This window comes from Halomonas sp. MCCC 1A11062, from assembly GCF_021404355.1.
Taxonomy (GTDB): Bacteria; Pseudomonadota; Gammaproteobacteria; order Pseudomonadales; family Halomonadaceae; genus Halomonas; species Halomonas aerodenitrificans.
On the sequence record NZ_JABFTW010000004.1, the window covers coordinates 131,719 to 157,934 of the forward strand.

Here is a 26,216-nt window from a genome sequence, read left to right on the forward strand (position 1 = left end):
ATGTTCGGCTTGATGAATGGGCTGCGCGCCCGGCCGGTGCGAGCGCCGGAAAGCGGCATTTCGCGGCGCAAGAGCATCTGGGAGCGCACGCATCTCGATCCCTGGCTGCTGCTGTTGCTGGTGATTCTGCTGACGGTCGGGCTGGGCGTGCTCTACAGCGCCAGCGGCCAGCGCATCGAAGTGGTGATGGCCCAGGCATCGCGTTTCGTGGTGGCGTTCGTGATCATGCTGGCGCTGGCTCAGCTGCCGCCGGCCACCCTGATGCGCTGGGCGCTGCTGCTCTATGCTGTCGGACTGCTGATGCTGGTTGCCGTCGAGCTGGTGGGGGACGTCGGTATGGGAGCACGGCGCTGGCTGGTGATTCCCGGCGTGATACGCTTCCAGCCCTCGGAACTGATGAAACTGGTGATGCCGCTGATGCTGGCGGCCTGGCTGAGCCGGCGTGAACTGCCACCGCGCTGGAAGGATCTGCTGGTGTGTGCCGTGCTGCTGGGCCTGCCCGTGGTACTGATCGCCAAGCAGCCGGACCTGGGAACCTCGCTGCTGGTGGCCTGTGCCGGTGTGTTCGTGGTGCTGCTGGCCGGGCTCTCCTGGCGCTTCATCCTCTTTCTTTCCGTTGCCGCGGCGGCGGCGCTGCCCCTGCTGTGGATGAATCTTCACAACTACCAGCGTCAGCGGGTGCTGACCTTCCTCAACCCGGAAAGCGACCCGCTGGGTGCCGGTTGGAACATCATTCAGTCGACCACCGCCATCGGCAGCGGTGGCCTGTGGGGCAAGGGCTGGCTCCAGGGCACCCAGTCGCAGCTCGAATTCCTGCCCGAGCGTCACACCGACTTCATCGTGGCGGTGCTCGGCGAGGAGTTCGGCCTGGTCGGCATGCTGCTGATCCTGTTTCTCTATCTGCTGATCGTCCTGCGTGGGCTGTGGCTGGCCATGGCGTCGCACGATACCTTCGGTCGGCTGTTGGGAGGCAGTATCATCCTGACCTTCTTCATTTACGTATTCGTCAACGTCGGCATGGTCAGCGGCATTCTTCCGGTGGTCGGCGTTCCGCTGCCGCTGGTGAGCTACGGCGGCACCTCCAGCGTGACCTTGCTGGCGGGATTCGGTATTCTCATGTCGATTCACGGACACCGTCGTCTGTTGCCGCGTTAACGGTGGTGGCGCGGGTTCGAGCGACAATGCCCCGGTCAGGGAGTGGCAGAAGCATGACGCCTGAGTGCAAGTGGAAAGGGTGGAAAGGACCTCGAATTGCCGCTGTAACGGCAACGGTTCTGGGATTGATGGTACCGTCTCTTCAGGCGGCGGATTTCACCCCTGCCCAGCACGAGGGGGCAAGGCAACTGGTGGAGGAGTTGGCCGAGCGCGGCATCGAACGCGATTGGCTCGAGACGGCGCTGCAACAGGCCGTCTTCCAGCAGGGCGTACTCGATGCCATGGAGGGGGCAGCCGAGCGGCGGTTGCGCTGGGATGAGTATCGCGAGATTTTCCTGCAGCCGGAGCGCATCGCGCGTGGCGTTGACTTCATCGAAGCCCACGAGGATGCCTTCGAGCGCGCCTATGCCGAATACGGTGTGCCGCCGGAGGTGATCGCGGCCATCATCGGCGTCGAAACCAGCTATGGCCGCTTCACCGGACGTCACCGCGTCATCGACTCGCTCTCGACGCTGGCCTTCCATCATCCGGTGCGCGGTAATTTCTTCCGTGGCGAGCTGGCTGCCTTTCTCGAGATCACCCACGAGCAGGAGGTGGACCCCGGCAGTCTCAAGGGTTCCTACGCCGGCGCCATGGGCTATCCGCAGTTCATTCCGACCAGCTACCGCGCCTACGCGGTCGATTTCGACGGCGACGGCCAGCGCAACCTGTGGACCAATCCCGTCGATGCCATCGGCAGCGTGGGCAACTACTTCGCCGAGCATGGCTGGCTCCCCGGCGAGCTGATCTACGTTGAAGCTCAGGGGCCGTCCGATGAGCCGCCTTCCGGTATCGATTTCAACCGCACTCAGCGTCCCTACGTCGAAGTGAGTGAGCTGGAGCAGGCGGGCGTCGCTGCCAAGGGCGAGCTCGATGGTGAGCAGCGGGTGATCCCGCTGGCGCTGGAAGTGGATGAGTCGAGCTGGCGCTATCGGCTCGGTCATGAGAATTTCTACGTCATTACCCGCTACAACCACAGCCATCTTTACGCCATGGCCGTGACCGAGCTAGCCGAGGAGATTGCCGCCATGCGCGAGCTCGGCCCTCTGCCGCAGAATGGATCCGTCGAACGAGGGGAATCGCCATGAAAGCGCTGCCGATTGTGCTTGCCGTTACCGCCCTGTTGGCGGGCTGTGCGAGCAGCGGGCCGACGACCGCGCCTCAGCGTGACAGTGCCGATGGAAAGCCCGCTCCGGCATCTTCCAGTGGTGGCGGTCGCTATGCCATGAACAGCGATGCCTATCCGGAGAATCCGCCGGACGTCAGCCAGATTCCTGATGCCGTGCCGCGCGTGGAGCCGCTCTCACGCGGCGGCAATCGTCCCGTCTACGAAGTGTGGGGCAAGACCTACAACGTGCTGCCCGACGCGCGTGGCTACGCCCGCCAGGGTACGGCTTCCTGGTACGGTGAGAAATTCCATGGCTACGCCACGTCCAATGGCGAAATCTACGACATGTACGAGATGACCGCGGCCCACCGTTCCCTGCCGCTGCCTACTTATGCGCGTGTGACCAGCCTCGAGAACGGTCGCTCGGTCATCGTCCGGGTCAACGACCGCGGTCCCTTCCACAACGATCGCGAGATCGATCTCTCCTACGCGGCAGCGGCGCGGCTCGACATCCTCGAGCGCGGCACCGGTCGGGTCAAGGTCGAAGCGATCGATGCGGAGGTGTGGCTGGCCGAAAATGGCGGCAATGGTGGTAACGGCGCGAACCGAACCTCCTCTGGCGCTGTCCAAACGGCGGCTCAGGCGACTCCACGCAGCAACCCGGCATCTCAGCAAGCCAGCTCGGCACCTCAGCAGGCCAGTGCCCCGGCGGCGAGCGCCGGCGCTGCTGCATCGAGTGGGTCCAACCAGGCTGGCAGCAATGGCATGCCGATCTATCTTCAGATCGCCGCGCTGGGATCCGCCGACAACGCCCGGGCGCTCAAGGCTCGCCTCGAAAGCGAGCTGTCTCATCCCGTGCGGGTGGCGGATGCCACCGGTATGTATCGTGTCCAGGTCGGCCCCCTGGCCCACGCCGGGCAGGTCGAGCCTGTGCGCGCTGAGCTGAGGCGTGCCGGCTTCGAACAAGCCTTTATTGTCAACGGCGCCGACTGAGTCGCGCCGTTCCCCTTGACCTTTCTCGACGTAGTGATGAGATTCATGCCCATGCGAGTGCTGTCCACCCCTATCTACCGTCGGCTGCTGCCACTGATACTGTTCGGCCTGTTGCTGTGCGTCTCCAAGGCTCTGGCCCAGGCAACTCCGACCCCGACCCCACAGACCATGATCCCGGCTCCACCGCAGATCGCTGCCAAGTCCTGGATTCTGATGGATGCGGACAGCGGCAGGGTGCTGGTCGAGCACAACGCCGATGAGCGTCTTCCCCCGGCCAGCCTGACCAAGCTGATGACCGCCTATCTGGTGGAGCGGGAGCTCGACCGTGGCAACATCAACCTGGACGACACCGTGCGCGTCAGCGAGAACGCCTGGCGTACGGGCGGCTCCAAGATGTTCATCGAGGTCAACACCGAGGTTTCCATCCGCGATCTGCTCTACGGCATCATCATCTCGTCGGGTAACGATGCCAGCGTGGCCGTGGCCGAGCACCTGGCCGGCGGTGAAGCCCCTTTCGCCGATCTGATGAATCAGCACGCCACGCGCCTTGGGTTGCACAACACCAGCTTTGCCAATGCCACCGGGCTGCCGCATCCGGAGCAGTACTCATCGGCCCGCGACATGGCTCTGCTCTCGCAGTACATCATTAACGACTACCCGGAACATTACGCGGTCTACGCCGAGAAATACTTCACCTACAACGACATTCGCCAGCCCAACCGCAACCGGTTGCTGTGGCGCGACCCCACTGTCGACGGCCTCAAGACCGGTTGGACCACCGAGGCGGGTTACGGCCTGGTGGCATCGGCCAAGCGCGACGGCATGCGCCTGATTTCGGTGGTGATGGGCACCAGCTCGGAGGAGTCTCGTGCCCAGGAGACCCAGAAGTTGCTCAGCTACGGTTTCCGCTACTACGAAACCCTCAAGCTCTACGATCAGGGGGCGGTGCTCAACTCACCCCGGATCTGGGGCGGCGAGAAGAACGAGCTGCGCGTCGGCGTCGACCGCGACGTGGCCATGACTCTGCCGCGGGCGCGCAACGAAGAGCTGCATGCACGGCTGGACATTCGCCAGGACCTCAATGCGCCCATCAGCCTGGGCGACCGGGTCGGCACCCTGGAGGTTCGTCTCGGTGATGAAGTCGTGGGCGAACACCCCCTGGTGGCCCTCGAGACGATCGAGGAGGGCGGACTGTTTAAGCGCCTATTCGATCAGGTGAGGCGCTTCTTCAGCAATCTGCTTAGCGGCTGGTTCTAGGTCGTTCCCAGGCCATTCGAGACAGGCGGCGCCGCTGTGCGCCGCCTGCATGGGACTCCTTGGTATACCTTGGGCACCAGCGGCTTGGGTGCCGATGGCTTGGGTGCCGATGGCTTGGGTGCCGATGGCTTGGGTGCCGAGTGAAAGCCGAGTAAAATACTCGGAATAGATAGGAAGGGCCACGACCCCGAGAGAGCCATGTCAGACGACAAACTGCGCGATTTACGCCAAGCCCCGGCGGCAGACCAAGCGCCGCCGACGATCACCTTTCCCTGCGACTATCCCATCAAGGTGGTGGGCGATGCCGCCGAGGACTTCACCGCCACTGTGTGCCAGGTGGTGCTGCGCCACGATGCCAGCTTCGATGCCGAAAGCATCGAGGTCGTCGAGAGCCGTACCGCCCGCTACCTTTCGGTGAGGCTGACCCTGCGGGCGACCGGTGAGAAGCAGCTCAAGGCACTGTTCGCCGATCTCAAGGCCACCGGCCGCGTGCACATGGTGGTATAGATGGCGCCAAGCGCCGCTATGGCCGCCCCTATCGAGCTTCATCGCCTGGGCCGACGACCCTACCACCCGGTATGGCAGGCCATGCGCGACCTCACCGACACCCGCGATGAAATGACCGCGGACCAGCTTTGGCTGGTGGAGCACGACCCGGTCTTCACCCAGGGCCAGGCCGGCAAGCCCGAGCACCTGCTGATGCCGGGCGACATTCCAGTGGTACAGACGGATCGCGGCGGCCAGGTGACCTATCACGGGCCGGGGCAGGTGGTGCTCTATCCACTCCTCGACGTGCGGCGCTCGCGGCTTGGCGTACGGGATCTCGTCTCGGCGCTGGAGAATGCCGTCATCGCTGTGCTGGCGGAGCAGGGCGTCGAGGCGCGGGCACGCCCCGATGCTCCCGGTGTCTACGTCGGCGGGGCCAAGATCGCTTCGTTGGGCTTGCGTATCCGGCGCGGTGCCAGTTATCACGGCGTTGCGCTCAATGTCGATGCCGACCTGAGCCCCTTCGCCCGTATCAATCCCTGCGGCTACGCCGGCATGGCGATGACGCGCCTGGCCGATCTGGTGGCCGAACCGCCTTCGGCGGAGCAGGTGGGTCTTAGTCTGGCACGGAGCCTGGCGAGTGAGCTGGGGCGCGAGCTGCAGCTCCAGGAGGCGCAGGCGGCCGTGTGAGGGCCGCCGGCGGGGAGCGGCGTCAGCCGACGTTGATCGCCTGAATGCGATTAGGGTCGGGCTCCTGGCCCGGTACCTCGGCGGGGGCGGCCAGGCCCAGATTGTTCTTCTCGAACACCCGGTCGGCCCGGTAGCTGGAGCGTACCAGTGGACCGGAGGCCACTTCCATGAAGCCCTTTTCAAGACCCAGGCGGCGATAGCGCTCGAACTCGTCCGGGGTGACCCAGCGCTCCACCGGCAGGTGGTTGCGCGTCGGGCGCAGGTACTGCCCCAGGGTGACGATGTCGACGTCGATGGCGCGCAGATCGTCGAAGGTTTGGAGAATTTCTTCGTCGGTTTCGCCGAGCCCCAGCATCAGGCTAGTCTTGGTCAGCACGTCGGGACGGTAGCGCTTGGCGTGGGCCAGCACGTCGAGGGTCTTGCGGTAGCCGGCACGCGGGTCGCGCACGTAGTGGGTGAGTCGTTCCACCGTCTCGACGTTCTGGGCGAACACTTCCAGTCCGGAGTCGACCACCTGCTCGATGGCAGTTTGGTCACCATCGAAGTCGGGGGTGAGCGCCTCGACTACCACTGCGGGCGTGTTGGCCTTGATCGCCCGAATGCAGGCAGCATAGTGAGAGGCGCCGCCATCGGCCAGGTCGTCACGGTCCACCGAAGTGAGCACCACGTAGCGCAGGCCCATCAGCTCCACCGACTTGGCGGTATTGGCCGGCTCCTCGCTGTCCAGCCAGCCGCGGGGATTGCCAGTATCTACGGCACAGAAGCGGCAGGCGCGGGTACACACCGAGCCCATCAGCATGATGGTGGCCGTACCGTTGCTCCAGCACTCGCCCATGTTGGGGCAGTGAGACTCGGCGCATACGGTGCTCAGGCGGTGTTCCTTGACGTTGCGCTTCACTGCCTCGAAACGCCCGCCGCCGGGCATCTGGGCGCGTAGCCACTTCGGCTTGCGCCCCGGTTCCGGTTGTTCATCGGTCTGGCTGCGCTGCAGCTTGATACCGTCCTTGATGGCGGCGAAGCCGTGCTCGGTGCGGAACTTCGCGCCGCTAGGCACGCGTTTCGAGGTGTTGTCGCTCATAGGTGTGAGCCTCTCCACTAGGCGGCTGCCACGGCCATGCCAGAGTTCATCGGTGCGCCATCATCGCGGGCGGACCTGGCCAAAGGCACAGCAATTGATACGTTGGTCGCAGGCCCGTAATCTACCATATCGCGCCTGACTGGCACAGCGGAGCAGGGCGACGCAGGCGTGACGCTCAACCTGATGTAAGCGGCAGGCAGACGACGCCATGGTCGGGGATTGGCCGGGGTGGCGCCCGGAAGTGCGCTTCGATTTCGCCCAGACGCTCGCGCACGAAACGCAGGAACAGTTCGGTGACCGGTGTGGGGAAGCGGTCTCGGGGGTAGACCGTGCACCAGGAGCGGCGCAGGGGAAAACCCGGTAGTGGCAGCTCCGCCAGCAGTCCGGCGCCGATCTCGAGACGAACTGCCAGCCGCGGCAGCACGGTGACACCCAGGTGAGCCATCACCCCCTGTTTGATCGCCTCGTTGGTGCCCAGCTCCATGGTATGCTGCAGGGCCACGTCCTGCTCGGCGGCGAGCTGCTCGAAAGCGGTGCGTACGCCGGAGCCTGACTCACGCATCAATAGATAGTGGCGGGCCAGATCTTCCAGGGTGGGCGAGGGCGCCTCGAGCAGTGGATGGCCGGGCCAGACGATGGGTATCAGTTCGTTCTCCAGGAACGGCATGAAGACCAGGTTGTCGTCCTCTTCGGGCACCATCGCCATGATCACCAGGTCGTCGTTGCGTGCGGCCAGCCTTTCCAGGGCCTGGCTGCGGTTGCAGACCCGCAGGCGTACCTGAACGTTGGGGTAGTGAGCGCGAAAGCGGGCGATCAGATGAGGTACCACGTACTGTGCCGTTGAGACGGCCGCCAGATTGAGCTCCCCGGAAATCGTGCCGTCCAGGTCCGATAGCGTCATCTGCAGTCGCGAGACCTGGCCGAAGATGGCCTGGGTCGAGGCTGCCAGGGCATCGGCCGCCGGCAGCACGTGCAGGGTCTTGCCAGCGTACTTGAACAGGGGTTGGCCGAGGGCCTGCTCGAGCTGACGGATCTGTGCGCTGACCGCCGGCTGGGTCAGGCCCAACTGTTCGGCGGCGCGTGAGTAGGATTGCTGCCGATGCACGGCCTGGAAGACCTGCAACTGGCGAAAGGTCAGGCGGTTCAGCAGCCTTGGGGTTGTCATCGATCGATCCGCTGGAAGGGCACAGGCAGGCCCGGTGAAGAACCCTTGTCATGCTATCACTGCCTTGTCATAGCGTCACAGAGTGGGAATCCATGCAAAGCCTTCGATTCGATCCATTGCGCTGGCAGCGTCTGCTGGTGGCCGGTAGCGGGCTTGGCGCCCTGCGTGCAGGCCAGGCCTGTAGCGAACTCGGGCTGGCCTGGCATGCCGGCGGCTGTCTGGCCGACGATGCGCTGATCGCACGCGCGCGTGAGCTGGACTGCGATGCACTGCACCCGGGTGAGGCGACGGCAGAGCAGCAGCGCAGCCTGGCACGGGCCTGTGCCGGCGCCGGGTTGGCGTTCGTCGGCTCGGGCACGACCTTGCTCGACGCCATGTGCAACGGCGATGCCACCCGGCATCTGATGCGGGAAGCGGGCCTGCCGCTGGCCGAGCCGGTGCCCTCTTCACCGTGCGTCCATCTGCCGGTGCTGGCCGACAATCGTGGCCAAGCGCTGGCCCTGGTCGAGCACGAGCGGATGGCCGACGATTTCGCCGTGGCGCCGAGCGAACGGCTGACGCCGGAGCAGCGCGCCTATCTTGGGCAGCTAGCCGTGCAGGGTGCCCGCGCCCTGGGTCTGGTCGGCCTGGCGACGTTGAGCTTCACCCTGGCCAACAACCGCCTGGGCTTTGTCGACATGCGCCCCGGCCTGACGGGTTTCGAGGGCCTGGCCGAGGTATTGAGCGGGCTCGATCTGGCTGTCGAGCAGATTCGTCTGGTGCAAGGGGAGAGGCTGCGGCGCCCCAGGGTCGGCCACATGGGGCACGGTCCGGGGCGGCCGGGTCATGCCAGCCTGCGCCTGCTTCCGCTGGGCAAAGGGCTACTTTGCGGTGGGCCGGGGGTCAGGCTCGATCGACCGGCAGCGGTCGGGAACGAGGCCCGGGTTCGTCTGCTGGTGTGGGGGCGCGATGCGGCCGAGGCCAGGCGTCGTGAGCGGCGGGCACTGACTGAATGGCATGGCGACGTCGCGCCCGGCAATGGCGAAGTGGACTGAGGCTACCGCGAGCGGTCACAAAAAATCGACAAAACGGCTGCGTCCATCCGGCGCAGGGAGTACTATGCTTGTTGCAGTGCAGCAAATTTTCTCCTCCTGACGCCCCTGACGTGCGCCGGGAAAACTGGAGCCGAACATGAACTCACTGATGCCGACACCGCCCGCAGAGGCGCTCAGCTTGCTCGACCCATTCGGTTTTGGCCGTGCCGTTTTCGACTATTGGCGTGATGCCGTCGAGCGCAGTGTGCTTTACATGGACGTGATGCGCGAGCGTGGCAACCAGTATCTCGAACACATCGAGAAGACCAAACCCAACGTGCTCGGCTTCGATGCCGAGGTGGTGATGGACGGTCGCACCCTGCCGCGACCGGTGAATTACGAACTGATGCGGATCCTGCCGCCGGCCGGGATCGAGGTCGATCCCCAGTCCCGCCCCTTCGTGGTGGTGGACCCACGTGCCGGACACGGGCCCGGCATCGGCGGCTTCAAGCCCGACAGCGAGATCGGTGTCGCCCTGCGCGCCGGTCATCCCTGCTATTTCATCGGCTTTCTGCCTTATCCGGAGCCCGGCCAGACCGTGGAAGACGTGGTCGAGGCGGAGATCGCCTTTCTGCGTTGCGTGATCGAGCACCATCCCGACTCCTGCGAGAAGCCGATGGTGGTGGGGAACTGCCAGGCGGGCTGGCAGATCATGATGGCGGCGTCGCTCGAGCCTGACGTCTTCGGCCCCATTCTCATTGCCGGCGCGCCGCTCTCCTATTGGGCCGGTGAGCGGGGCAAGGCGCCGATGCGCTACACCGGCGGCATGACCGGAGGCAGTTGGATGTCCACCCTGGCCAGCGACCTGGGAGATGGCCTGTTCGACGGCGCTCTGCTGGTGCAGAACTTCGAACGCCTCAATCCGGCCAATACCTGGTGGGACAAGCAGTACCGGCTGTACGCCAACGTCGACACCGAGGCCGGGCGCTATCTCAATTTCGAGCGCTGGTGGGGCGGTCACGTGGTGCTGGGCGGCGAGGAGATCCAGTACATCGTCGACAACCTGTTCGTCGGCAACCGCCTCTCCACCGCCCAACTGGTGACCTCGGACGGCCGCCGCATCGATCTGCGCAACGTGCGCTCTCCAGTAGTGGTGTTCTGCTCCCAGGGCGACGACATCACGCCGCCGCCCCAAGCGCTGGGCTGGGTGCGTGACCTTTATGGCGGAGTAGACGACATCATTGCCAGCGGGCAGACCATCGTCTACTGCGTGCACGACAGCACCGGGCACCTGGGCATCTTCGTGTCGGGCAGCGTGTCGCGCAAGGAGCACGCCGAGTTCACGGCCAACATCGACTATATCGACGTACTGCCACCGGGGCTCTACGAGACCAAGGTCACCAGCGCCAAGGAGCGTGACGATGCCGAGCTGATCGAGCGCGACTACCTGCTCGAGTTCAAGGCGCGCTCCATCGAGGGTCTCAACCGGGACGTGCTGCAGCACCGCGCCGATGACGACACTCGCTTCGCTACCGTGGCGCGCGTCTCGGAAATCAATCTGGGGCTCTACCGGCTGTTCGTGCAGCCCTGGATCCGGGCGACCATCACGCCCGAAGCGGCACGTCTCATGCGGCGTATGCACCCGATCCGCCTAGGTTACAAGCTGCTGTCGGACCGCAATCCGCTGTCGGTGCCGCTGCCGGTGCTGGCCGACTGGGTGCGTCGCGACCGGCATCCGGTCGACGACAGCAACCTGCTGCGTTCACTGGAGAAGGCCTGCTCCGGTCAGATCTCCCGGGCTCTGGATACCTGGCGTGAGATCCGCGATCAGAGCATCGAACATGCCTTCCTTACGGTGTACGGCCAGCCGCTGCTGCAGGCCATGGTCGGCTTGGGCGGCGATGCCCACGTACATCGCCGTCAGCCCGGCAGCGAGCCGGAGCATCGGCGCTTCATTGAGCGGCGTCAGGACGAGCTGCGCCAGCGCGTCGCCGAAGGCGGTATCCACGAGGCGGTGATGCGTTCGGTGATTTATGTACTGGGCGGGGCGCCCACCACCGACGAGCGCAACTTCAAGCGCCTGCGGGCGTCGCGGGCCGAGCTGGAGCCGGGCAGTAGCCTGTCGGACTTCAAGCATCTGGTGCGTGAGCAGTTCTTCATCCTCAAGCTCGACCGTGAGGCGGCGCTGGCAGCCATTCTAGAGCTGCTGGCAGGAGAACGGCCCGAGGCGATTCGCGACTCCCTCGAGCATATCGAGCATGTACTGGCCGCCAGCGGCGAGCTTTCCGAGCAGGTGCGCAAGCGCTATGAGCATATTCGGGAGCTCTTCGGCGAGGCGCTGGAACGGGTCGAGCCGGCAGCAAGTCGCCAGGCCCTCGTCGCCCTGCACGACGAAGTAGCGGCGGAAGCCAAAGCCGAGGTCGCCGCCAGGGATGAAGTGGAGAAGATGCTGCAGGATGCCGAGACCAAGGTCGACCCGAGCCCGGCGAAAGCGGCACCGGCCAAGCGCGCCAGCCGTGGCAGCAAGGCCACCGCGCCCAAGGCCACCGTGTCCAAGGAAAGTGGCGATGCCGGCGGCGAGAAGCCGGTAACCAAGAGGGCGCCGCGCAAGCCTCGCAAGAGCTGACGCGCAACGGCCGAGTGGCTACTTTGCGTGGTCTCCTGGCGCCTCTGCCGTTAGCGGCAGAGGCGCTGCTGTTTTACCTTCTCTTGATGTTCTCTTGATGCTATGTCGAGATTGCTGCTTTACTGCCGCCATGTGGAAGCAACTGGCGCGAAACGGGTTGCTGGGGTAGGGTAGGCGGATTTTTCACCCCGCACGGAGCGTCCGCCGAGGACAGGCGGGCCGAAACCGTCAGGCGGGGAAGAGTCCCGCCTAGTAGAATGTGGAGCACTATGGGCAAGTCATTGGTCATCGTCGAGTCGCCGGCCAAGGCCAAGACGATCAATAAATATCTCGGCAGCGAGTTCATCGTGAAGTCGAGCGTGGGTCATATTCGCGACCTGCCGACCAGCGGCTCGGGCAAGACGGCCACCGACCCCAAGGAGCGGGCGCGCCAGGCGGCGGCGACGCGCAAGATGTCGCCCGAGGAGAAAGCCGAGTACAAGAAGCACAAGGCCAAGGAACAGCTCATCCGGCGCATGGGGCTCGATCCGGAGCACGGCTGGAAGGCCCACTACGAGATTCTGCCCGGCAAGGAAAAGGTGGTGGCCGAGCTGCAGAAGCTGGCCGAGAAGGCCGACGCCGTCTATCTCGCTACCGATCTCGATCGAGAGGGAGAGGCGATCGCCTGGCACCTCAAGGAGACCATCGGCGGGGACGACGAGCGCTACCGTCGCGTGGTGTTCAACGAGATCACCAAGAACGCCATCAAGGAGGCTTTCAAGGAGCCCGGCACGCTCAACCTGCCCCGTGTCGAAGCGCAGCAGGCGCGTCGATTCCTCGACCGCGTGGTGGGTTTCATGCTGTCGCCGTTGCTGTGGGCCAAGATTGCCCGTGGCCTTTCCGCCGGTCGCGTGCAGTCGGTGGCGGTGCGCTTGATCGTCGAGCGCGAACGAGAGATCCGTGCCTTCGTGCCCGAGGAGTTCTGGGACGTCCACGCCGACCTCGTCTCCAGCGAAGGTGAACCGGTACGCTTCGAGCTGGTGCGCCAGGACGGTAAGGCGTTCCGGCCCACCACAGAGGCCGAGACGCTTACGCGTATCGAGGCGTTGCGCAAGGCCTCGCTGGCCATTACCGCTCGCGAAGATAAGCCGACGCGTTCCAAGCCGGGCGCTCCCTTCATCACCTCGACCCTGCAGCAGGCCGCCAGCGGCCGCCTCGGTTTCTCGGTGAAGAAGACCATGACCCTGGCCCAGCGCCTCTACGAGGCGGGCTATATTACCTACATGCGGACCGACTCCACCAATCTCTCGCAGGATGCGGTGGCCATGGTCCGCGAACACATCGAGCAAGAGTATGGCAAGCGCTACTTGCCAGAGTCGCCCAACCGTTACTCGAGCAAGGAGGGGGCACAGGAGGCCCATGAGGCGATTCGTCCCTCCGACGTCAATCGCAAGGCTGGCGACCTGGCCGGTATGGAACGCGATGCCGAGCGGCTCTATGAGCTGATCTGGCGTCAGTTCGTGGCCTGTCAGATGACCCCGGCCGAGTACCTCTCCAGTACGCTGACGGTCGAGACTGAAGGCTACGAGCTCAAGGCCAAGGGTCGGGTGCTCAAGTTCGACGGCTATACCCGGGTGATGAAGCCCATGGGCAAGAACGAGGACCAGGCCCTGCCGGACCTGGCCGAGGGTACCCCCATGCGGCTCGAGGCACTCGACCCGCAGCAGCACTTCACCAAGCCGCCGGCCCGCTACACCGAGGCTAGCCTGGTCAAGGAACTCGAGAAACGCGGTATCGGCCGTCCTTCGACCTACGCCTCGATCATCTCCACCATTCAGGATCGCGGCTACGTCAAGCTGGAGAGCCGGCGCTTCTACGCAGAGAAGCTGGGCGACATCGTCACCGAGCGCCTCAAGGAGTCCTTCCCCGACCTGATGGATTACTCCTTCACCGCGCGCATGGAGGACAGCCTCGACGAGGTGGCCGAGGGCGAGCGCAACTGGCGCGAACTGCTCGATGCCTTCTATGCCGAGTTCCGCGAGGAGCTGGAGGCCGCCGAGAGCGAGGCGGGTATGCGGCCCAATCAGCCGGTGCCCACCGATATCGATTGTCCCACTTGCGGGCGCAAGATGCAGATCCGCACGGCCTCCACCGGGGTGTTCCTGGGCTGCTCCGGCTACAATCTGCCGCCCAAGGAGCGCTGCAAGACCACCATCGATCTGCTGCCCGGCGACGAGGCAGTGCCGGCGGACGCCGGCGAAGAGGCCGAGACCCAGGCGCTGCGCGCCAAGCATCGCTGCCCCAAGTGTGGCACGGCGATGGACAGCTATCTGATCGACGAGAAACGCAAGCTGCATATCTGCGGCAACAGCCCCGACTGCGACGGCCATGAGGTCGAGCACGGCAAGTTCCGCATCAAGGGCTATGAGGGCCCCACCATCGAGTGCGACAAGTGCGGCAGCGAGATGCAGCTCAAGTCCGGCCGCTTCGGCAAGTACTTCGGTTGCACCAACGAGGCGTGCAAGAACACCCGCAAGCTGCTGCGCAGCGGCGAGGTGGCGCCGCCCAAGATGGACCCCATTCCGATGCCGGAGCTGGCCTGCGAGAAGGTCGACGATCACTACGTGCTGCGCGACGGCGCCAGCGGTCTGTTCCTGGCGGCGAGCAAGTTCCCGCGCAATCGCGAGACGCGCCCACCCTTGGTGCGTGAACTCAAGGCACATGCCAAGGAACTGCCCGAGAAATACCACTACCTGCTCGATGCGCCTGCCGAGGATCCGGACGGTCGCCCGGCGCAGATCCGCTACTCGCGCAAGAGCAAGGAGCAGTTCGTCATGACCGAGGATGACGGCAAGGCAACCGGCTGGCGGGCGCTCTTCGACAATGGCAAATGGCAGGTGGAGGACAAGCGCAAGTGACCCCTCGTGGCCGTACCAATCAGCTGCTGTATCAGGCCGAGCTGCTGCTCGACATCGATTCCGGCAACGACGAGCATGCCGAGGCCCGGCGCATGGCGAGCGAAGAGGCCGCGTTGGCTTTGGCCGAGCTGGCGCTGGAGTCGCTGCTGCGCGAGGTCACCGAGCACGCCCGCCTGCCGCGACACGACTGGCGCGAGCTGCTCGGGGGCGATGGGCTCGGCATTGCCGAGTTGCACCGGCTGCGTGAGTTGGCGGCCCGCCCCGACAGCTGGCTGAGCTGGCTGCTGCAGCGCATTGAGGCGCTGCACGACAGCGCTGGTGTTGCCCGGCGGGGCAGGCCGAGCGCTGCGGGCATGATCGCGGTGGGCGGCAGTGCAGCCTTGGGCGACGAGCTGCGGGCCTGCCTCGAGGAAGCCAAGCGTGAAATCCAGTCGCTGCGCGAGACCAGCCAGGAGTGGTAGCCGCCATCGCCCGGCGGCTGGTGCTCATATCGTCTTCCGTTGATGTACGTCAAGCGTGTTCACCCGGCTTTGGCTAGGATGAAAGCAAGAGAGCCGGTCGGCGTGGCTGGCGGAGGTTCGGGAGGAAATGCCCATGCGCTTTCATCAAGTCAAGGAGCTGGTCGATTGGGCCGCGGACTATCATGCCCGTCTGGCCGATCAGTATGCTCGCCTGGCAGCCTCAGGGGACGATGAGCGGGTCAAGATGGCGCTCGAATACCTGGCCCAACGCGAGCGTAAGCTGCAAGGCGATCTGCTGGGTTATCTCGATGACGGCAGCGATCACCGCAGCGTGCTGGAAGCCTGGTTCGACGATCCCAACGATTTTCCTCATGCACCGGTACTTGAACGTTTGCCGGATGGCGTCGATGGTAAGAGTGTGCAGGACGTGTTGGCCACGGCGCTGACTGCGCACCGGACGCTTCAGGATCTCTACGCCCACCGTGCCGAGCTGGCCGGCGGCAGCGGCGAGAAAGGCTTCTTCGAGGCCTTGGCCTCGGGGCATGAAGCCGAGGTGCGGCGCATCGCCCGCGACATGCAACGACTGGAAGATTACTGAGGAGGTCACCCATGTCGGAACAGCTACTCTCCCCCAAGGTGCTGGGCTACTGGACGCGCGAGCAGTTGCACGACACGCCGGATGAGTCGGGCTTCTTCTGTGTCTTCCGCGCCGCCCGCGACCCGGAAACCAATGAGATGGATGTGCAAGAGCTGCTCTATGTGGGCGAGCACCGCAGTGCCCGCTATGGTCTGGAGCATCATCCTGATCACGACAAGTGGGCGGCCTTCCTGCAGCCGGGTGAGGAGCTCTGGTATGCCGTGGGACTGGTGGGGCATCCCAATCGCGAGCGGTTGACGGCGGCGATGATCAACGCGCACAAGCCCAGGTTCAACAATGGCAGTCAGTATCGCGACCGCTTTCCCTTCGACGAGACCACGGTGCACATCTACGGCAAGAAGCACAAGCTGCAGAGCATCTTCACCGTTGAATCCCACGCCTAGAGCGCTGTCGCCGGGGCAGGTGACCTCGCAGTAGCCAAGTGAGCCCCGGCAGTCGAACTGCCGGGGCTCACTGCGTGATGAGGCCTTTTCCGTGTGGCGAACCTTACCTGAGCTAGACTTCCTGCAGCGGTCGTGCTTCGGCGCGATATGGCGCATGGACCAATCAGGGAGGAAACGCCGTGTCCGAGGAGAGCTTCCGGCATCAGCTGCTGCCTGCCTTGCTGGCGCTGCTCGAGGCAGAGCCGTTGCCGAGCGGCAATACGCTGGAGGCGCATGCGCTGCTCGATGATGCCCAGCAGGCCAGAGCCAGCGATATCCATCTGGACCCCGAGCGGCGGGGATACCGCATTCGTCTGCGCATCGATGGACGCATCGTCGAGGCACTACATGTGGATCTGACGCAGGGTGCGCGTCTGGTCAACCAGTTCAAGGTGCTTGCCAAGCTCAACCCGGTACCCTCGCTGGCCACTGCGGAGGGCAGTTTCCACTGGTTCCACGCAGAGAGCCCGGCGGAGGAGCGCTCGCTTCGCGTTACCGCCGTGCACTGTGTCGCGGGGGAGAAGCTGGCCGTACGCTTTCTGTCACCGCCACAGGCATATGAAGATACGGCCGGGCTGGGCATCGGTGAGGAAGGCGCGCTGGGCATCAGGCGCTGGATGGATGCCACGGGCAGCATGCTGCTGGTGGCCGGGCCGACCGGTGCCGGCAAGACCACCACGCTCTATACGCTGCTCGGCCAGTTGCGCCTCTCCGACAGCCATGTGGTCACGCTGGAAAATCCCGTCGAGTACGGTATCGAGGGCATCAATCAGATTCAGGTCGATCCGGATCATGGCCTCGATTTTGCCAGCGGTACCCGTTCCTTGCTGCGTCTCGACCCCGATTACGTTCTTATCGGTGAGATTCGCGATCGCGAGTCTGCCTTTGCGGCGCTGAACGTGACCAGCAGCGGACGCTCGCTGATGGGGACCCTGCACAGTCGCGATGCGGTGGGCGTGGTGACCTCCATGCGTCAGATGGGGCTCGGCGACAGTGAGATCAGCGCCAATCTTGGCCTGGTCATCGCCCAGCGCTTGGTGCGGCGGCTATGCCCGCACTGTCGGAAGCAGGTGTCACCTGAGCGTCGCGAGCGGGAGTGGTTGGCGGCGATAGGCCTGGCAGTGCCGGAGCTGACCTGGAGCGCATCGGGCTGCTCAAGCTGCGACGGCCTCGGCTATCGCGGTCGCATCGGGGTGTTCGAGATCTGGCAGCTCACCCCTGAGGATCATGCCCGAATCCTGCGCCATGCCGATGAGGCCGAGCTGCGCCGGCACTTGCTGGAGCGCGGCGTGACACTGATGCTGGCCGACGGTCTGGCCAAGGCCGAGTCGGGCATCACCAGCCTACGGGAAGTGTTTCGTATGGGGGCCTTCCTGTCGGCCTGAGGCTAGGCTCTGTACGAAAACTGTCTGCGCTCGCCCATACGGCGTTAAAAATCGGCTCAAAGTACTCATTTACACTTCGTAAACTCCGTCTTTTCGCCAATTTTTGCCTTGTCTGGCCATCGCTCGCCGACTTTTCGTACAAAGCCTAAGGCGCTGCGCTTGCCGATAAGCGCAGTGCCGAACGCTTCAGCGCAGCGCCTGGGGATCGCCTTCGCCGGCAAGTGCCAGGCGCTCCGGTTCATCGAGCAGGGCCTCGAGTTCGAGATTTGCCACTTCGCTGACGGCCTCCAACACATGGCCCCAGGTAGCGCGATTGGCATAAAGCATGCCGAAGGTATCCAGCGTGCCGCCGCGGTTGCGATAGCCAAGAAAACGTGAACCGCTGCCGGTGTCGAGCGGGCGCAGCACGCCGCACAACGGCTCGGGGCGACAGTGCGCGAGGAAGACCCTGGCATGGGTAGGCGGCACCAGTTGGCTGAGCCGGCACTGGCCGAGGGTGGCGGTCGCCTCTCGTTCGTCCCTGGCCTCGCGCAGCTTGCCGGGCTCCTGAATCACATAAAGGCTGGCCTCGACTCCCGCCAGGGTCAGCCTTGCCAGGGCACGCTGCATCTCGATCAACTGGTAGGCGCCTATCGCGAACAGCTGGACACGTGGAGCCGCCGTATCGTGCAGGCAGATTATGCCGTCCTCGTAGAGGCGCCTGGCCTGCTCTTCATCGAGCACTACCGGCACGGGGTTCTTCGCTACCACCGCTAGTGCAATGCGGCCGCGTGAGCGGTAAAGCTCTCGCAGCGCATAGGCCGCGCTTGGCGCATCGACCGGGAACAGCGTCGGCGCCACGTCGTCCATTTCACCCAGCCAGGCTTCGCACAGCGTCGGATCCTGGTGCGACTGTTCGTTCTTGCCGTTCTCCCAGGTGTGGGAGCTGGCCAGCAGCGGCACCGTCAGCCAGCCCGGCTCGAGGCCGACTTCGTGCTGATGACGGGCAAAGATGATCTCCTGGCGCATGGCACCCAGCATCTTGACGGCAAAGGCCTCGTACGATGCCACCAGGTTCAGGCCTTGCTTGTTGGCCAGTGCCGCACACACCACCGCTTCTTCGTTGAGGGCAGTGATCACCGAGCCGTCGAGGGCCTCGGCGACGCCCGGTTCCGGGTCGGTCACCCGGTGCTTTAGCAGGTCCAGGGTCTGGTCGAGCCGGTTGCTGCGCATCTCATCGGGATTTCCCACCCGCACCCGCAGCTCGGGGTTGGCCAGCACGAGGCGCTTGAAGGTTTCATCAATGGCTGCCATGGGGGAGACGGATTGGCCTGGCATGAAGGTCGGCAGCAGTGGGGCGGTGGGTAGCGGCGTCACGGCGACGGCCAGCTCGTGATTGCGCTCCTTGGGGCGTTGGCTCGTAGTGTGATCGTTGAGTGTATCGATCGCCTGGCGCAGTTCGGCTAGCGGCACGTGGAGCGCGGCAGCGCCTGCATTGAAGCGCTCGCGAGCCGAGCCATCTTCGGCCGGGCTGGCGAGCAGCGGGAGATTATGCGCTGCATTGGTGCCGGCGCCTGGAAAGCCGTAGCCCTTTACCGTTTCGGCGATGACATAGGGCAGGCGTAGGGGGTAGCGGCCGTGTCCCGCTTCCAGGGCAGCCACCTGTTCGGCCAGTTCCGTTTCGGCAGTGATGATCGCCCAGGCGAAGGCGGCGGGGTCCCGGCCATCGATGGTCAGCGGCGCGAAGCCATTGAGCATCAGATGCTCCTCGAACCAGTGGGTGCCGCCCGACTGGCTCATGGTCGTACGCTGATCGATACGGCGGCCATTGGCGATCATCACCGGCACGATCGAGCCGCTGTCCTCGGCTCGCCACCAGCGCGGTACCCAGTCGCTCCCGCGTTGCTCCTCGAAGGCGCCATCGCTGAGAAAGGCCACAAGATTCTGGTGCGCAAGAGGCATGTGCACATACTGTAGGCCCGCAAAGCCGAGATACCCGCCTTCGCTCAGGCCACCCGCCGTGTGGGCGTTGACGTGGCTGCCGAGAGGGGAGACGGGATGACCGTCGGCATCGACCCCGCAGTGGTAGAAATCGTTGACCAGCCGCGTCAGGCCCTCGTCGCTGAGCGCATAGCGAGCCGCGTGGGCAGGTCCCATATTGTTCACCAGCACGTTGAGTGCATCGATGGCGGCCACACAGTGACCTTGCCCCATCAGCCAGCTGCGGGTCAGGCAGGTCAAGCTGTTGGCAGTGAGATAGCCGACGTAGGCGGGCACCATGTTGAGGGCGCCACCGGTGTGTCCTTCCGGCCGGGGTTTGAAATCCCCTTCGACGAGCGGCTCACCATCCAGCCGTACGCGCTGCGCGTAGGTCATGTGGGCCACCAGCCACATTCCCATGTTGGCCAGCCGGTCGGCGGCTCGCAGCTTGGCCAGCCAGGTGCGTCTGAGTTCGGCGGTGGGGGCATGGCGTTCCAGCAGGCTAGCGATGGCCGCCTGAGTGGCGGGGCCATGGGAGATCATACCCACCCCCTGGGCCCAGGCGGCGAAATCGGGGCTCTGCTCGGTGGTCGCGAGCTGGGCGTGGCGGGGCGGGCGAGAGCTTCCGGGCTGAGCGGGCATGGGTGGGCTCCGTGGCTAATGACGATAAACCTGTCTGTGAGCCTAGAGGCTTGCTTGCACGAAGGCCATTGACCGGCGTCATGGATGCAATGTTCGGTTACGTTAAGTGGACTGACAGTCGAAGCGGGATACGTTATAAAACGCTAACGAACCGACCTGCCGTGAGGAGTCGATGAGATCCGTTTCCCGCCGTCGCTTTGGCCAGTTGGCCTTGCTGGCCCCCTTCGCTCTGCTGACGGGGCGCGAAGCCCATGCAAGCCTGATCGAGACCATTCTGTCGCGCGCACCCACGCCTCGCCATGACAGCGAGATATGGGTGCTGGTCGACGATAGGGAATCCTCGCTGAGCGTCTATCGGGGCAACGCCCTGCTCGAGCGCTTCGCTCCTGTCTCGCTGGGTCGCTCCGGTGCCAGCACGATGCGCACCTACGGAGGCAACGTCACGCCGAAGGGTGAATTCCGCGTCAATCGCTTTAATTGGGAAAGTCAGTGGCATATCTTCATCGGCATCGACTATCCTACGCCGTCCCATGCGCGTACTGCGTTGGAAACAGGGCTTTACACGGAGCAGGATTACGCAGATTATTTCGCCTACTATCGGCGTCACGGGTATCCGCCCCAGCAGACAGTGCTGGGGGGCTTCATCGGAATCCATGGCCTCGGTAGGGCAGACCCGGAGGTTCATGCTAGTTATCACTGGACTCAGGGGTGTGTGGCGGTAACCGACGCGGAGATCGAGAGGCTTTCCGAGCTAATCGACATTGGCACTCGCGTCGTCATCCGCTAGGCTCAAGATACGCAAGGGACGTTTCGAGCTATGGACAAGCGCCGTAGGGTATTATAAAACAGCGTTTGACTCCTGTGCTTGGCAGCAGTCGCTGCAAGAATCCTGCATTGAGCAGGAAAAGCCTGGATCACAGGCATCATCAACGCCGCTGTACTAACCTGTGCAGTACCAAGGAAGACTCAAGGAGAACATCATGACTCTGAAGACCACCCTGAAGCTGACCGCCGCTGCTGCTTCTATGGCCATCCTGGCTGGTTGTGCTACCAACGCTGCTCTGGACGAAGTTCGCCAGACTGCTGAAGCCGCTCAGGCGGACGCTGCAGAAGCTCGCAGCATCGCTACTCAGGCGCAAAACACTGCCAACCAGGCGCAGCGTGACGCCCAGGCGGCTCTGCAGATGTCCGAGCAGAACCGCGAAGAAATGAACCGTATGTTCCAGCGCTCCATGCAGAAGTAATTCTGCTGGGGCCATCATCACCCTCGGGTGATGGCGGTTCTGCAACGAGAAAACCCCGCCTCGGCGGGGTTTTCTCGTTCGTGGGCATTGGCTTCGTGAAGTGGGCATGGAGCGGATGCCGCCGACGGCGTGGTGCGCTTGCCGTCGGCAGTGGGGCGAAGGCCTAGCGGCGGTAGGCTTCCAGCTCCGTGAAGAGGCCGGAAAGCTGGCCGAGTTCGATCTCGGAGAAGATTCCGTTGTCGAGGCTGTCGTGCTGCGGGGCGGCAGGAGTCGGCTCCTCTTCGGCGACACGCAGCAGCGAGACCAGACGACCGTCGGGATTTTCCACCACGCGACGCAGTTGGGCGTAGTCTACCGGCGGGCGTTCCTCACCGAAGGCGTTGGCCAGGACTTCCATGGCGTTGATGATCGGCTCGAAGGTGCCCTGGTTCTCTTCGAGCTGCGGGAAGGACTGCGCGTAGAGCACGCCATCCGCCGACCAGGCCACCTTGAACGGCTGATCGATGATGTTCACCTGAGTGCCGCTGGGAACGCGCTCGTAGAGCGACTCGATGTCCTCCGGGTACATGCGGATACAGCCGCGGCTGGCACGCATGCCGACGCCGTCGGGCATGTTGGTGCCGTGAATCAGATAGCTCGGCAGACCCAGCAGGATGGCGTGGCGGCCCAGGGGGTTGTCGGGGCCGGGCGGTACCACGGCGGGCGGCGGCTCGCCACGTGCCGCGGCTTCCTCGCGCATGGAGCGGGGCGGCGACCAGTGCGGGTCCTTGACCTTGACGGTGGTGCGGGTTACACCCACCGGTGTGGCAAAGCCGTCGCGGCCGATGCTGATCGGGTAGGTTTCGACGATGCCGGGGCGCGAGTAGTAGTACAGGCGCAGTTCGGAGAGATTGACCACGATACCTTCGCGCGGAGCATCCGGCAGGATGTGCTGGGCTGGGATCACCACCTCGGTGCCGGCCTGGGGAGCCCAGATGCTGACGTCGGGATTCGCCATGCGCATCTCTTCGTAGCCGGCGTTGTGGCGGCGGCCTATGTCGAGCAGGGTTTCACCCTCTTCGACGACGACGGTATAGGCTTCGCCGATCACGTTACCCGCTTCGGGCAGGTGAAAATGGCCGCGGGGCAACTCTCGGGTGCCGTTCGAACTCTCGTCGGCAACCGTTGCCGTTGCCAACAGGGCGGCAAGACTGAACAGGGCAACGCCAAGGCCGATACGCCTGGCCAGTGTCGGGTTCTTCATTTACGTCATGTTCTCGTCATAAAGTCGCCAACGCGTGGCATGTCTCCAGACATGCCACGTCATTCGGCAACGGTCACGCGCCTTTCGGTTCTTGGCGCCGGGTTCGTGTCAAGGCTGCGATTGGACACCTACGCATAGTATAGCGTTCCCGCGCGATGCGGGAGTCCTGGCGTGCTTCTTGCGTGGACCCTGGCGTTGCCGCTCAAGCGGCCTGGGCCTTGCGGTTGAGTACGTCGAGCAGCTGCTCCACGGTCTGGAAGCGCCCTTCCTCCTTGTCCATGGTCGCTTCGAAGCGCAAGGTGTCGGCGCCGTCGAGCCGATAGCGCTGCGGCTCGGCCTGAATGAGCTTGACCAGTACCAGCGGATCGACCCGGGTCTGGCCGCCGAAGATCATCCTTCCGCGTTCGGTGCCGGCCTCGAGACGCACGATGCCCAGCCGTTCGGCGCGCTGACGCAGTCGGGTCTGGCGCATCAGGGTCTTGACCGGCGCTGGCAGCAGGCCGAAGCGGTCGATCATCTCCACCTGCAGCTCCTTCAGCTCGGCCTCGTCGGCGGCGCTCGCGATGCGCTTGTACATCACCAGGCGCTGCTGCACGTCGGGCAGATAGTCGTCGGGAATCAGCGCCGGCAGGTTGAGGCTGACCTCGACCCCTTCGTTCAGCGGGGTTTCGATGTTGGGCGTCTTACCGGCGCGAATGGCAGCCACGGCGCGATCCAGCATCTCCATGTAGAGCGTGTAGCCGATGGCCTCCATCTGGCCGCTCTGCTCCTCGCCGAGCAGCTCCCCGGCGCCGCGGATCTCCATGTCGTGGCTGGCCAGGGTGAAGCCGGCGCCGAGGTCGTCGGCGGCAGCGATGGCCTCAAGGCGCTTGACGGCGTCCTTGGTCATGGCGCGGGGCGGCGGAGCGAGCAAGTAGGCATAGGCCTGATGGTGGCTTCGCCCGACGCGACCGCGCAGTTGGTGCAACTGCGCCAGGCCGAACTTGTCGGCGCGTTCGATGACGATGGTGTTGGCACTAGGCACGTCGATGCCGGTCTCGATGATGGTGGAGCACACCAGCACGTTGTAGCGCTTGTGGTAGAAGTCCGACATGACGCGCTCCAGGGCGCGTTCGGGGAGCTGGCCGTGGGCCACCGCGACACGCGCTTCCGGCACCAGCGAGCGGATCGTCTCGGCGGCGGTCTCGATGGTCTTGACCTCGTTGTGCAGGTAGTAGACCTGGCCGCCGCGCAAGATCTCGCGCAGCATCGCCTCCTTGATGATCGACTCGTCGCGCTGCTGGACGAAGGTCTTCACCGACAGGCGGCGGGCCGGCGGCGTGGCGATGATCGACAGGTCGCGGATGCCGCTCATGGCCATATTGAGCGTGCGCGGTATCGGGGTGGCGGTGAGCGTGAGGATGTCGACCTCGGCACGCAGCTCCTTGAGTCGCTCCTTCTGGGCGACGCCGAAGCGGTGCTCCTCGTCGATGATCAGCAGGCCCATGTTGGGCAGCTTCATCGACTTCGACAGCAGCTTGTGGGTGCCGATCACGATGTCGGCCTTGCCGCTCTCGATGCGCGCGAGTGACTCAGCCTGGCCCTTGCCGGCGGTGAAGCGAGAGATCAGCTCGATCTGCACCGCGGTATCGGCGAAACGGTCGCGGAAGTTCTCGAAGTGCTGGCGGGCCAGCAGGGTAGTGGGCACCAGGACCACCACCTGACGCCCCGAATGCACGGCGAGGAAGGCCGCGCGCATGGCGACCTCGGTCTTGCCGAAGCCGACGTCGCCGCACACCACGCGATCCATCGGGCGAGGGGCGGTCATGTCGCCGATCACGGCGGCGATGGCGGCGCGCTGATCGGGGGTCTCCTCGAACGGGAAGGTGGCGGAGAAGCGGGCATACTCCTCGTCGGGCAGGGCGCAGGCGAAGCCTTCCCGGGCCTCGCGGCGGGCGTAGACGTCGAGCAGCTCGGCGGCGGTGTCGCGAATCTTCTCCGCGGCCTTGCGTCGCGCCTTGTCCCACTGTTCGGAGCCCAGTCGGTGCAGCGGGGCGAGTTCGTCGTCGGCACCGGCGTAGCGCGAGATCAGATGCAAGTTGTCCACCGGCACGTAGAGCTTGGCGCCGTCGGCGTACTCGAGCGCCACGAACTCTGCCGCCTGACCGCCGGCCTCGATCAGTTCCAGGCCGCGGTAGCGGCCCACGCCGTGGGTCTGATGTACCACCGGGGCGCCGGGGCGCAGCTCGGCAAGGTGGCGAATGGCCAGTTCGCCCATGTCGGTGGCCTTCTCGCGGCGGCGGCTCTGACGCACCACGTCGCCGAACAGCTCCGTCTCGCTGATCACGGCGAGATCGGGCTGCTCCAGCCACAGCCCGGCGCTGAGCTCGCCTTCGGTGACGGCCAGTCGTGCCGTGCTGGCTTGAAAGGCATTGAAGCCGGCGACATGGGGCAACGTCAGCTGCAGCGGGGCGAGCGTCTCTTCCAGAGCCTCGCGGCGGCCGCGCGACTCGGCGACGAACAGCACCCGGGTGTCGCCATGCTCGGCGAGAAAGTGCTCGAGCGCCGCCAGTGGCTTCCTGGCGCGGGCGTTGACCGCCACTTGCGGTAGTGCCTGCACGGCACCTGGGTGGGCATGTCGCTGTTCTGGGTCGTCACTCAGCTCGACGCGCGGGTGGCGTTTGATGGCGGCGAAAATCTCCGCGACCGGAACGAAGGCGCGGTGGGGCGGCAGTAGCGGCCGGGTCGGGTCGACGCCGAGGTTCTCATAGCGGCTCTCGATGGCGGCCCAGTGATGCTCGGCGGCGCTGAAGACGTCGGGCAGCAGAGCCACTCGGGTACCCTCGGCCAGGTGCTCGAACAGGGTCGCCGTCTCTTCGAAGAACAGCGGCAGGTACTGCTCCAGCCCGGGTGAGGGGATGCCCTTCAGGGCGTCAACATAGAGCGGACATTGGCGCGGGTCGACGTCGAACAGTGTCTCGAAGCCTTCGCGGAAGCAGGCGATGGCGCTGCGCGACAGGGAATACTCATGAGCGGGCAGCAGTTCGACCCGCTCGACCTTGTCCTGGCTGCGCTGGGTGTCGGGATCGAAGCGGCGCAAGGTGTCGATCTCGTCGTCGAACAGGTCGATGCGCAGCGGGCTCTCGCTGCCCATGGGGTAGAGGTCGATCAAGGCGCCGCGCAGGGCGTACTCGCCGGGTTCGTAGACCGTCTCCACGGACCGGTAGCCGGCCCGTGACAGGCTGTCGCGAAAGCCTTCGCGATCGAGCCGCATGCCCACCTCGAGGGTGAGCACCCGGCCGGCGATGTAGTCCACCGGCGGCAGGCGCTGCATGAGCGTGTTGATCGGTACCAGCACGATGCCGTGCTCGCCGTCCTGCAGCCGTCGAAGCGTGCGCAGGCGTTCCGAGACGATGTCCTGGTGCGGCGAGAAGCTGTCATAGGGCAGCGTTTCCCAGTCGGGGAAGGGCAGCACCGGTACGTTGGCGTAGAAGCGCAGGTCGTCCTCGAGCCGCTGGGCGCTGGCGGTATCCGGGGTGATGACCAGCAGCGGCTCATCGTCGGCCAGATGAGCCAGCGCCAGCGCAGCCGCGCTGCCGGGCGGCGTTTGCCAGTAGAGGGTTTCGCGGATCCCGGCGGGGCGGGGCGGGTCGAGCAGCGAGAATTTGGGCATGATGGCGTCGAGACGTATCGTCGTTCGTGTGTGCGGCCTTTGC

20 protein-coding genes are annotated in these 26,216 nt (G+C 64.9%); 15 read left to right on the plus strand and 5 right to left on the minus strand.

Going from position 1 to position 26,216, the window contains the following annotated elements; translation table 11 throughout:
* The 6 genes from rodA to lipB all read left to right on the plus strand — a co-directional run bounded on the left by rodA (position 1) and on the right by lipB (position 5,728).
* Positions 1-1,155 (plus strand): rod shape-determining protein RodA, encoded by a 1,155-nt coding sequence (gene rodA / locus HOP58_RS06060; protein WP_234259810.1) that lies wholly within the window; start codon positions 1-3, stop codon positions 1,153-1,155.
* A 128-nt stretch (positions 1,156-1,283) separates the two neighbouring features.
* The gene (gene mltB / locus HOP58_RS06065; RefSeq protein WP_234259811.1) at positions 1,284-2,282 is read left to right on the plus strand and encodes a lytic murein transglycosylase B; all 999 of its coding nucleotides are present in this window, start codon (positions 1,284-1,286) and stop codon (positions 2,280-2,282) included.
* A complete protein-coding gene (locus HOP58_RS06070; protein WP_234259812.1) occupies positions 2,279-3,295 on the plus strand; it encodes a septal ring lytic transglycosylase RlpA family protein in 1,017 nt (338 codons plus the stop codon). Before mltB ends, HOP58_RS06070 begins: the two co-directional genes overlap by 4 nt.
* Positions 3,296-3,346: 51 nt before the next feature.
* Positions 3,347-4,552 carry a D-alanyl-D-alanine carboxypeptidase family protein gene (locus tag HOP58_RS06075; RefSeq protein WP_234259813.1) on the plus strand — a complete coding sequence of 402 codons (1,206 nt, stop codon included), beginning with the start codon at positions 3,347-3,349 and terminating at the stop codon, positions 4,550-4,552.
* A 198-nt stretch (positions 4,553-4,750) separates the two neighbouring features.
* A complete protein-coding gene (locus HOP58_RS06080) occupies positions 4,751-5,059 on the plus strand; it encodes a DUF493 domain-containing protein (protein WP_234259814.1) in 309 nt (102 codons plus the stop codon).
* An 18-nt stretch (positions 5,060-5,077) separates the two neighbouring features.
* Complete coding sequence (lipB, locus tag HOP58_RS06085) at positions 5,078-5,728, plus strand: lipoyl(octanoyl) transferase LipB (protein WP_234259815.1); 651 nt, start codon at positions 5,078-5,080, stop codon at positions 5,726-5,728.
* 22 nt (positions 5,729-5,750) lie between these two features.
* On the opposite strand, the gene lipA is transcribed toward lipB, so the two are convergent.
* Together lipA and HOP58_RS06095 are read right to left on the minus strand one after the other, a co-directional pair.
* A complete protein-coding gene (gene lipA, locus HOP58_RS06090; protein WP_010629092.1) occupies positions 5,751-6,806 on the minus strand; it encodes a lipoyl synthase in 1,056 nt (351 codons plus the stop codon).
* 175 nt (positions 6,807-6,981) lie between these two features.
* Complete coding sequence (locus HOP58_RS06095; protein WP_234259816.1) at positions 6,982-7,971, minus strand: LysR family transcriptional regulator; 990 nt, start codon at positions 7,969-7,971, stop codon at positions 6,982-6,984.
* 92 nt (positions 7,972-8,063) lie between these two features.
* Here HOP58_RS06095 and HOP58_RS06100 point away from each other — a divergent pair, with 92 nt between their 5' ends.
* From HOP58_RS06100 to HOP58_RS06130, 7 genes are all read left to right on the plus strand, one after another.
* Positions 8,064-9,005, plus strand: a complete 942-nt coding sequence (locus HOP58_RS06100; RefSeq protein ID WP_234259817.1) for a hypothetical protein — start codon at positions 8,064-8,066, stop codon at positions 9,003-9,005.
* 136 nt (positions 9,006-9,141) lie between these two features.
* Positions 9,142-11,610 (plus strand): DUF3141 domain-containing protein, encoded by a 2,469-nt coding sequence (locus HOP58_RS06105; RefSeq protein WP_234259818.1) that lies wholly within the window; start codon positions 9,142-9,144, stop codon positions 11,608-11,610.
* 269 nt (positions 11,611-11,879) lie between these two features.
* On the plus strand, positions 11,880-14,507 hold the full coding sequence (gene topA / locus HOP58_RS06110; protein WP_234259819.1) for a type I DNA topoisomerase: 2,628 nt from the start codon (positions 11,880-11,882) through the stop codon (positions 14,505-14,507).
* Complete coding sequence (locus tag HOP58_RS06115) at positions 14,504-14,968, plus strand: DUF6586 family protein (RefSeq protein WP_234254806.1); 465 nt, start codon at positions 14,504-14,506, stop codon at positions 14,966-14,968. Before topA ends, HOP58_RS06115 begins: the two co-directional genes overlap by 4 nt.
* A 133-nt stretch (positions 14,969-15,101) precedes the next feature.
* Positions 15,102-15,566 carry a 2-hydroxyacyl-CoA dehydratase gene (locus tag HOP58_RS06120; RefSeq protein WP_234254805.1) on the plus strand — a complete coding sequence of 155 codons (465 nt, stop codon included), beginning with the start codon at positions 15,102-15,104 and terminating at the stop codon, positions 15,564-15,566.
* Between the two features lie 11 nt (positions 15,567-15,577).
* Positions 15,578-16,009, plus strand: a complete 432-nt coding sequence (locus HOP58_RS06125) for a hypothetical protein (RefSeq protein ID WP_010629084.1) — start codon at positions 15,578-15,580, stop codon at positions 16,007-16,009.
* A gap of 179 nt (positions 16,010-16,188) precedes the next feature.
* On the plus strand, positions 16,189-17,433 hold the full coding sequence (locus tag HOP58_RS06130; protein ID WP_234259820.1) for an ATPase, T2SS/T4P/T4SS family: 1,245 nt from the start codon (positions 16,189-16,191) through the stop codon (positions 17,431-17,433).
* A gap of 186 nt (positions 17,434-17,619) precedes the next feature.
* On the opposite strand, the gene HOP58_RS06135 is transcribed toward HOP58_RS06130, so the two are convergent.
* Complete coding sequence (locus tag HOP58_RS06135) at positions 17,620-20,034, minus strand: xylulose 5-phosphate 3-epimerase (protein ID WP_234254803.1); 2,415 nt, start codon at positions 20,032-20,034, stop codon at positions 17,620-17,622.
* A gap of 172 nt (positions 20,035-20,206) precedes the next feature.
* Here HOP58_RS06135 and HOP58_RS06140 point away from each other — a divergent pair, with 172 nt between their 5' ends.
* Together HOP58_RS06140 and HOP58_RS06145 are read left to right on the plus strand one after the other, a co-directional pair.
* Positions 20,207-20,821 carry a L,D-transpeptidase gene (locus tag HOP58_RS06140; protein ID WP_010629081.1) on the plus strand — a complete coding sequence of 205 codons (615 nt, stop codon included), beginning with the start codon at positions 20,207-20,209 and terminating at the stop codon, positions 20,819-20,821.
* A gap of 193 nt (positions 20,822-21,014) precedes the next feature.
* Positions 21,015-21,278 (plus strand): Lpp/OprI family alanine-zipper lipoprotein, encoded by a 264-nt coding sequence (locus HOP58_RS06145; RefSeq protein ID WP_010629080.1) that lies wholly within the window; start codon positions 21,015-21,017, stop codon positions 21,276-21,278.
* Between the two features lie 163 nt (positions 21,279-21,441).
* Here the strand turns inward: HOP58_RS06145 and HOP58_RS06150 are convergent, their stop codons facing one another.
* On the minus strand, positions 21,442-22,521 hold the full coding sequence (locus HOP58_RS06150; RefSeq protein WP_234254802.1) for a L,D-transpeptidase family protein: 1,080 nt from the start codon (positions 22,519-22,521) through the stop codon (positions 21,442-21,444).
* Positions 22,522-22,723: 202 nt separating this feature from the next.
* Positions 22,724-26,173 (minus strand): transcription-repair coupling factor, encoded by a 3,450-nt coding sequence (mfd, locus tag HOP58_RS06155; protein WP_234254801.1) that lies wholly within the window; start codon positions 26,171-26,173, stop codon positions 22,724-22,726.
* Positions 26,174-26,216: the final 43 nt, after the last annotated feature.